General features: G+C 48.7%; 4 protein-coding genes. 1 reads left to right on the top strand and 3 read right to left on the bottom strand.

Features of this window, described 5'->3' with window-relative positions; translation table 11 throughout:
- The 3 genes from BTM36_RS29535 to BTM36_RS29525 all read right to left on the bottom strand — a co-directional run.
- The coding region (locus tag BTM36_RS29535; protein WP_254426906.1) for an MBL fold metallo-hydrolase at nucleotides 1-251 on the bottom strand (251 nt) is incomplete at its 3' end.
- Nucleotides 252-712: 461 nt separating this feature from the next.
- A complete protein-coding gene (locus BTM36_RS29530) occupies nucleotides 713-1,297 on the bottom strand; it encodes a copper resistance CopC family protein (RefSeq protein WP_168189736.1) in 585 nt (194 codons plus the stop codon).
- Nucleotides 1,290-1,676: a hypothetical protein gene (locus BTM36_RS29525; RefSeq protein ID WP_217349529.1), complete on the bottom strand. Its 387-nt coding sequence runs from the start codon at nucleotides 1,674-1,676 to the stop codon at nucleotides 1,290-1,292. The genes BTM36_RS29530 and BTM36_RS29525 overlap by 8 nt, the downstream gene beginning before the upstream one ends.
- 128 nt (nucleotides 1,677-1,804) lie before the next feature.
- Between BTM36_RS29525 and BTM36_RS29520 the strand changes: the two genes are divergently transcribed.
- On the top strand, nucleotides 1,805-1,948 hold the full coding sequence (locus BTM36_RS29520) for a UvrB/UvrC motif-containing protein (RefSeq protein WP_077235271.1): 144 nt from the start codon (nucleotides 1,805-1,807) through the stop codon (nucleotides 1,946-1,948).
- Nucleotides 1,949-2,105 lie beyond the last annotated feature (157 nt).

Below are 2,105 nucleotides of genomic sequence, written 5' to 3'. Positions count from 1 at the left end.
AAAGGGACGCCGCCAATATGATCTTCATGTCCATGTGTGACAATCAAAGCTCTTACCTTTTCTTGGTTCTCTATAAGATAAGACATATCAGGGATAATGAGATCAATTCCTAATAAACTTTCATCTGGGAATTTATTTCCGCAATCGATGACTACGATATCATTTCCATATTCAATAGCGTACATATTTTTCCCAATTTCATTTAAGCCGCCAAGGGCAAAGACTGATATGTTTTTTTCGTCTGTTCTCAATTGAATACCCTCCTGCTTTATATAATAATATAGTATACCCTGTTGATTTATTATTAAATCATCTTATTAAATGCAGTTGATAAATTTAAAGATTCTTTAACGATTAAAAAACAACCTGAAAACCTTTTCCTTATATTTTCACAAATCCCTATCAATCTAAATTCATTTCATGTTTCGGTTGGAGAAAGTGAAACTGGTTTCCTTAGTCCAAATCACGCGGGTGCCGATGACCGCAACGGACCTCTGCGCGAGCGTGACGAGACGGTCACCATCGCCCCCTCCTACAAGTCGAACGAACTGGGGTTCACCAGCTGCAATCCCGGAGGCGGGGTGCTGGCTCCGAGGTCCACGGCGGCCGTGATGGTGCGTACCGAGCCTTCCGATGACGCTCCCTTCCTGGAGGACCCGGCGCTCGCTGCTGTGGGCGCCGAGGACGTGGTGGACGTCTGATCCGCCGGGCGTCACGGGGAGCCGTGCGGGCCACGGTGCTCCACACGGCTCCCCGGACCTACGACGCCCCGACGACCTGACACCCCGACCACCCTGGCGCAGTTTCCCCGGCTCCTCGCCATGGCCCTGCCAGGTGGGGCACGTACCGTGGGTGGGGCCAGCCCGCGCCACCCCGGGGCTCCATCGGTATCCCGGGGACTGCTGACGGTGAAATCGACGGTGCCCTCGATGGGGTGGCCGTCCGAAGAGACCACACGCCACTGCACTCGATAGCTGTCGGCAGGGAGCGCAGGAAGGTCGATCGAGGCGGTGTTACCGGAGACCGCGGGGGTCTGCGTGAAGATTTCCTCCCCCGCGGAGTTGGACAGCCGCACGACGGGCGAGAGGTTGAGCACCTCGTCGCTATAGGTGAGCTCGAGGGTTTTCGGGGCCTGTTCAAGGCTCTCTCCCGTGGCCGGGCTCGAGGAGATCAGGGTGTCGTGCGCGGAGGCCACCGGCAGCAGCATCGGCACGGCAAGCGGAACGAGCACCGCTGCAAGGAACCCGATCACACTGGCAAGCACCGTTCGCTGCGTCAGCACCGCACGTCTACTCATCGTTGCGTCCACTGTCGGAATAAGAAAACGATTTACGTATCGTTGCATCTCGATGCTTTAATGTTTCTTCTCCTTTGAAACGTAACCAGATTTCGTCATCTGCCATAACTCCATGTGTTTTCCTTACAATCGCCCAACGATTATAACTATTTATGCCGAGTGCAGATAATATTTCATTGGCATTCGCTCGTGTTTTGGGAAACGTTCGCCATTTCAACCATCTTTCTATTTCTTCTCTTGTGATATACCCTTCAGGATTAGGTGAGAATTGCTTATTGAATCCTTCTATATAGTTAACAACATAGGGTTTATCGCTCCCTTTAGGTTTCAGATTGACGGTAGCAATTAACTCATCGAAAAGCATTACATCGAAATTCATATAATCAACCACTTTAGCACCTCTCTTTTAATCAATAGTGTATACTACATCCAATATTAAGACGAGTCCATGCGGGTAATACAAAACATTATGGAAAAATACCTAACCGTGCAGGTAATGATCTACAAATGAAACGTCAGTTGAACCAGTACAAGAGTCAAATACAGCAATTGATAGAAAATGAAGCATTTGAAGAGGCAGCTAAAGTAAGGGATCAGATTAAGGAGCTTGAAGCTAATATAAGAGATAAAGAAGCAGGTGATAATGCATGACACTCGAACATTTTATGAATGATGCTATTAGCCCTTGGATACGTGAAGAAGGGCCGAGTAGTGATATTGTGATGAGTAGCCGCATTCGCCTTGCAAGAACTATAGCAAGTATACCTTATCCTATTATTGCTGAAGAGGAGAAACTGGAAGAAGTAAA

It is taken from the genome of Herbaspirillum sp. VT-16-41 (genome assembly GCF_001994935.1).
Classification (GTDB): Bacteria; Pseudomonadota; Gammaproteobacteria; order Burkholderiales; family Burkholderiaceae_D; genus Herbaspirillum; species Herbaspirillum frisingense.
The sequence above is the reverse complement of the archived record's forward strand: the minus strand, read 5'-3'. Positions and strand labels throughout refer to the sequence as shown.

Excerpts from the sequence above, each read along its gene's own strand:
- BTM36_RS29530 (WP_168189736.1), bottom strand. The coding sequence starts at position 1,297 with ATGAGTAGACGTGCGGTGCTGACGCAGCGAACGGTGCTTGCCAGTGTG.
- BTM36_RS29525 (WP_217349529.1), bottom strand. The coding sequence starts at position 1,676 with ATGAATTTCGATGTAATGCTTTTCGATGAGTTAATTGCTACCGTCAAT.
- BTM36_RS29520 (WP_077235271.1), top strand. The coding sequence starts at position 1,805 with ATGAAACGTCAGTTGAACCAGTACAAGAGTCAAATACAGCAATTGATA.